Raw genomic sequence first — 5,943 nt, forward strand, 5'->3', positions numbered from 1 at the left:
GCTATCTCGTCGGCGGTGGCCTTCTGTGCCGCCACGCGGGCGGCGTCGGCTTCCAGCAGCGCCAGCAGGTGGAAGACCTCGGCCAGGTAGCGCTCCGACACCTCGGTGACGTAGGCGCCGCGGCGCAGCTTCATGGTCACCAGGCCTTCGGCGGCCAGCACCTTCAGCGCCTCGCGCAGCGGCGTGCGGCTGATGCCGTACTCGGCGCACAGCGCCTGCTCGTCGATCCAGCTGCCCGGGGCCAGGGTGTGCGCCAGGATGCGCGCGCGCAACTGCTCGGCCACCTGCTCGTAGAGCGCACGCTCGCCCAGGCGGCCGGCGCGCGGCGGGGCGAGGGTCTCGTTGCGAGGGGCAGCCATGTTGAAAGTTGTGTGAAAGCAGCGGCCGTGAAGATATAATTCAATTTTGAATTATGGCTGACACCGGCGGCGCCGGCAAGGCACCCCGAAAAGAGGCAAGGAGACCCCGATGTCCAACGATCCCGTGAGCGCGTCCGAAGGCATGGCCCAGTGGCTCAAGGCTGCCGCCAAGTCGGCTCCGGGCGGCAACGTCGAGGCGCTGAACTGGATCACCCCGGAGGGCATCACCGTCAAGCCGGTCTACACCGCGGCCGACGTGCAGGGCCTGCCGTATGCCGACACGCTGCCCGGCTTCGCGCCCTTCGTGCGCGGCCCGCAGGCGACGATGTACGCGGTGCGCCCGTGGACGATCCGCCAGTACGCCGGCTTCTCCACTGCCGAGGCCTCGAACGACTTCTACCGCAAGGCCCTGGCCGCCGGCGGTCAGGGCGTGAGCGTGGCCTTCGACCTGGCCACCCACCGCGGTTATGACAGCGACCACCCGCGCGTGACCGGCGACGTCGGCAAAGCCGGCGTGGCGATCGATTCGGTGGAGGACATGAAGATCCTGTTCGACGGCATCCCGCTCGACAAGGTCAGCGTGTCGATGACGATGAACGGCGCCGTGCTGCCGGTGCTGGCAGGCTACGTGGTGGCGGCGGAGGAGCAGGGCGTTTCGCAGGAGAAGCTGAGCGGCACCATCCAGAACGACATCCTCAAGGAGTTCATGGTCCGCAACACCTACATCTACCCGCCCGAGCCGAGCATGCGGATCATCGGCGACATCATCGAGTACACGGCGAAGAACATGCCGAAGTTCAACTCGATCTCGATCTCCGGCTACCACATGCAGGAGGCGGGCGCGAACCAGGCGCTGGAACTCGCCTTCACGCTGGCCGACGGCAAGGAGTACGTGAAGACGGCACTGGCCAAGGGGCTGGACGTCGACGAGTTCGCCGGGCGCCTGAGCTTCTTCTGGGCCATCGGCATGAACTTCTATCTGGAAGTGGCCAAGATGCGCGCGGCGCGGCTGCTGTGGTGGAAGATCATGAAGGAGTTCCACCCGAAGAACCCCAAGAGCCTGATGCTGCGCACGCACAGCCAGACTTCGGGCTGGAGCCTGACCGAGCAGGACCCGTACAACAACGTGGTGCGCACCACCATCGAGGCGATGGCGGCGGTGTTCGGCGGCACGCAGAGCCTGCACACCAACGCGCTCGACGAAGCCATCGCGCTGCCCACCGAGTTCAGCGCCCGCATCGCGCGCAACACGCAGCTGATCATCCAGGAGGAGACGCACATCACCAACGTGGTCGACCCCTGGGCGGGCAGCTACATGATGGAGAAGCTGACGCAGGACATGGCCGATGCCGCCTGGAAGATCATCGAGGAAGTCGATGCGATGGGGGGCATGGTCAAGGCCGTCGATTCCGGCTGGGCCAAGCTGAAGATCGAGGCCAGCGCGGCCGAGAAGCAGGCGCGCATCGACTCGGGCAAGGACGTGATCGTCGGCGTCAACAAGTACAAGCTCTCGAAAGAGGATCCGATCGAGATCCTGGAGGTGGACAACCACGCGGTGCGCGAGAACCAGGTCCAGCGCCTGAACGCGATCCGCGCGGCGCGCGACAACAAGAAGGTGGCGGCGGCGCTTGACGCGCTGACCGCCTGCGCGGAGAGTGGCAAGGGAAACCTGCTCGACCTGAGCATCCAGGCGATCCGCCTGCGCGCGACGGTGGGCGAGGTGTCCGATGCCTTGGAGAAGGCCTGGGGGCGCCATCGCGCCGATACGCAGAAGGTGACCGGTGTGTACGCAGCCGCCTACGACAGCGCCGAGGGCTGGGACAAGCTCAAGGTCGAGATCGCCGAGTTCGCACAGGCGCAGGGCCGCCGCCCGCGCGTGATGATCGCCAAGCTGGGCCAGGACGGACACGACCGTGGCGCGAAGGTCGTCGCCACCGCCTTCGCCGACCTCGGCTTCGACGTCGACATGGGGCCGCTGTTCCAGACCGCCGAGGAATGCGCCCGCCAGGCGATCGAGAACGACGTGCACGCGGTCGGCGTCTCCACGCTGGCCGCCGGCCACAAGACCCTGGTGCCGGCGATCATCAAGTCGCTCAAGGAGCAGGGCGCCGACGACATCATCGTCTTCGTCGGCGGTGTGATCCCGAGGCAGGACTACGACTTCCTGTACGAAGCCGGCGTCAAGGGCATCTACGGCCCGGGCACGCCGATTCCGGCGAGCGCGAAGGACGTGCTCGAGCAGATCAAGAAGAGCCTCGACAAGAAAGCCTGACGTGACGCTGCCGGCCTCCGACCGGGCCCTGATGGACGGCGTGCTGCGCCGCGAACGGCGCGCGCTCGCCAAGACCATCACCCTGCTCGAATCGACGCGCGCCGATCACCGTGCGCGGGCCGATGCCTTGCTCAACGCGCTGCTGCCATCGACCGGGAAGGCCATCCGCCTGGGCATCTCCGGCGTGCCGGGCGTGGGCAAGTCGACCTTCATCGAGGCGCTGGGCCTGTACCTGATCGCCCGAGGGCACCGCGTCGCGGTGCTGGCGATCGACCCGTCGTCGTCGGTATCGGGTGGCTCCATCCTCGGCGACAAGACGCGCATGGAGCAGCTCTCGGTGAACGAGGCCGCCTACATCCGCCCCAGCCCGGCCAGCGGCACGCTCGGTGGCGTGGCCGAGAAGACGCGCGAGGCGCTGCTGGTGTGCGAAGCGGCCGGCCACGACGTGGTGATCGTCGAGACGGTGGGCGTGGGCCAGAGCGAGACCGCCGTGGCCAGCATGACCGACATGTTCGTGCTGCTGCAGCTGCCCAACGCCGGCGACGACCTGCAGGCGATCAAGAAGGGCGTGATGGAGCTGGCCGACCTGGTGGTCATCAACAAGGCCGACCTCGACCCCGATGCCGCGACGCGTGCGCGTGCGCAGATCACCTCGGCGCTGCGCGTCTTCAACTTCCACGGCAACCCGGCCCATGCGGCCGAGCGCTGGCAGCCGCAGGTGATGCAGCTCAGCGCGCTGAAGGCGCAGGGCATCGCCGACTTCTGGGCCGCCGTGCAGAGCTTCGAATCGAAGCGGCGCGCCAGCGGCGAGTTCGAGTCACGCCGCCGTCACCAGGCGCTGGCCTGGATGTGGGACATCGTCCATGCCGGCCTGCGCCACGCCTTCGACCAGCACCCCGCCGTGCGCGCCGCGCTGCCGCACACCCTGCGCGATGTCGACGAGGCGCGCGTTGCGCCCTCGGCCGCCGCGCGCTCGCTCCTGAACCTGTTCCAGAACACCCAGCCCTGAGGAGGCAACCGTCATGCACGACATCATCCAGCAGCTCGAAGAAAAGCGCGCCAAGGCGCGCCTGGGCGGCGGCGAGAAACGCATTGCCGCGCAGCACGGCAAGGGCAAGCTCACCGCGCGCGAGCGCCTCGAGCTGCTGCTCGACGAGGGCACCTTCGAGGAATGGGACATGTTCGTCGAGCACCGCTGCGCCGATTTCGGCATGGCGGACAACAAGATCCCGGGCGACGGCGTGGTCACCGGCTACGGCATGATCAACGGGCGCCTGGTGTTCGTGTTCAGCCAGGACTTCACCGTCTTCGGCGGTGCGCTCTCCGAGGCGCATGCCGAGAAGATCTGCAAGGTGATGGACCAGGCGATGAAGGTCGGCGCGCCGGTGATCGGCCTGAACGACTCGGGCGGTGCCCGCATCCAGGAAGGCGTGGCCTCGCTGGGCGGCTATGCCGAGGTGTTCCAGCGCAACGTGCTGGCCTCGGGCGTGGTGCCGCAGATCAGCATGATCATGGGCCCTTGTGCGGGAGGGGCCGTCTACTCCCCGGCGATGACCGACTTCATCTTCATGGTGAAGGACAGCAGCTACATGTTCGTCACCGGCCCCGAGGTGGTGAAGACGGTGACGCACGAGGAGGTGACGGCCGAGGAACTCGGCGGCGCCGGCACCCACACCACGCGCAGCGGTGTGGCCGACCTCGCCTTCGAGAACGACGTCGACGCGCTGCTGATGCTGCGGCGCCTCTTCAACTACCTGCCGCTGAACAACCGCGAGAAGCCGCCGGTGCGGCGCAGCGACGACCCGGCCGAGCGGCTCGACCTCTCCCTCGACACGCTGGTGCCGGACAACCCGAACAAGCCCTACGACATGAAGGAGCTGATCGCCAAGACGGTGGACGACGGCGACTTCTTCGAGCTGCAGCCCGACTACGCCAAGAACATCGTCATCGGCTTTGGCCGCATGGAAGGCCAGACGGTGGGCATCGTCGCCAACCAGCCGCTGGTGCTGGCCGGCTGCCTGGACATCAAGAGCTCGATCAAGGCAGCGCGCTTCGTGCGCTTCTGCGATGCCTTCAACATCCCGGTGCTGACCTTCGTCGACGTGCCCGGCTTCATGCCCGGCACCAGCCAGGAGTACGGCGGCATCATCAAGCACGGGGCCAAGCTGCTGTATGCCTATGCCGAGGCGACGGTGCCCAAGATCACCGTGATCACGCGCAAGGCCTACGGCGGCGCCTACGACGTGATGAGCTCCAAGCACCTGCGCGGCGACGTCAACTTCGCCTGGCCGAACGCGGAGATCGCGGTGATGGGCGCCAAGGGCGCGGTGGAGATCATCTTCCGCGAGGACAAGGGTGACCCGGCCAAGCTGGCCGCGAAGGAGGCCGAGTACAAGGCCCGCTTCGCCAACCCCTTCGTGGCCGGCGCGCGCGGCTACATCGACGACGTGATCCAGCCCCACGAGACGCGCAAGCGCATCTGCCGCAGCCTGGTGATGCTGCGCGACAAGAAACTGGAAAACCCGTGGCGCAAGCACGGCAACATCCCGCTGTGAGGACGGAGGAGACCCCCATCATGTTCAGCAAGATCCTCATTGCCAACCGCGGCGAGATCGCCTGCCGCGTCATCAAGACTGCCCGCAAGATGGGCATCAGGACGGTGGCCGTCTACTCCGAGGCCGACCGCGATGCGCGCCACGTGGAACTCGCCGACGAATCCGTCTTCATCGGTGCCGCGCCCAGCCGCGAGAGCTACCTCGTGATGGACAAGATCATCGAGGCCTGCAAGAAGACCGGCGCGCAGGCGGTGCACCCGGGCTACGGATTCCTGTCGGAGAACGAGGAGTTCGCGCGCCGCGTCGAGGAGGAGGGCATCGTCTTCATCGGCCCGAAGCGCGCCTCCATCGCCGCGATGGGCGACAAGATCGCCTCGAAGAAGCTGGCGATGGCCGCCAAGGTCAACACCATCCCGGGCTACAACGACGTGATCGAGTCGCCCGAGCAGGCGGTGACGATCGCCAAGGACATCGGCTACCCGGTGATGATCAAGGCCAGCGCCGGCGGCGGCGGCAAGGGCCTGCGCGTGGCCTGGAACGACAAGGAAGCCTTCGAGGGCTTCAGCTCCTGCCGCAACGAGGCGAAGAACAGCTTCGGCGACGACCGCGTCTTCATCGAGAAGTTCGTCGAGGAGCCGCGCCACATCGAGATCCAGGTGCTCGGCGATGGGCACGGCAACTGCGTGTACCTGCACGAGCGCGAGTGCTCGATCCAGCGCCGCCACCAGAAGGTGATCGAGGAGGCGCCGTCGCCCTT

General features: G+C 67.2%; 5 protein-coding genes. 4 read left to right on the top strand and 1 reads right to left on the bottom strand.

Annotated features, from left to right (window positions below):
• A partial coding sequence (locus AB7U92_RS20350; protein WP_428581240.1) for a GntR family transcriptional regulator occupies nt 1–359 on the bottom strand: 359 nt, incomplete at its 3' end.
• Between the two features lie 109 nt (nt 360–468).
• Here AB7U92_RS20350 and scpA point away from each other — a divergent pair.
• From scpA to AB7U92_RS20370, 4 genes are all read left to right on the top strand, one after another.
• Entirely contained in the window at nt 469–2,631 is a 2,163-nt protein-coding gene (gene scpA / locus AB7U92_RS20355) for a methylmalonyl-CoA mutase (RefSeq protein ID WP_428581243.1), read from the top strand.
• Between the two features lie 7 nt (nt 2,632–2,638).
• A complete protein-coding gene (gene meaB / locus AB7U92_RS20360) occupies nt 2,639–3,640 on the top strand; it encodes a methylmalonyl Co-A mutase-associated GTPase MeaB (protein ID WP_428581251.1) in 1,002 nt (333 codons plus the stop codon).
• A gap of 13 nt (nt 3,641–3,653) precedes the next feature.
• On the top strand, nt 3,654–5,186 hold the full coding sequence (locus tag AB7U92_RS20365; protein WP_428581245.1) for an acyl-CoA carboxylase subunit beta: 1,533 nt from the start codon (nt 3,654–3,656) through the stop codon (nt 5,184–5,186).
• A 20-nt stretch (nt 5,187–5,206) separates the two neighbouring features.
• Nucleotides 5,207–5,943, top strand: a 737-nt coding sequence (locus AB7U92_RS20370; protein WP_428581248.1) for a biotin carboxylase N-terminal domain-containing protein, incomplete at its 3' end; no start/stop codon positions are given.

It is taken from the genome of Piscinibacter sp. (assembly GCF_050175855.1).
In the GTDB taxonomy this organism is placed as follows: domain Bacteria; phylum Pseudomonadota; class Gammaproteobacteria; order Burkholderiales; family Burkholderiaceae_C; genus Piscinibacter.

Excerpts from the sequence above, each read along its gene's own strand:
- scpA (WP_428581243.1), top strand. The coding sequence starts at position 469 with ATGTCCAACGATCCCGTGAGCGCGTCCGAAGGCATGGCCCAGTGGCTC.
- AB7U92_RS20365 (WP_428581245.1), top strand. The coding sequence starts at position 3,654 with ATGCACGACATCATCCAGCAGCTCGAAGAAAAGCGCGCCAAGGCGCGC.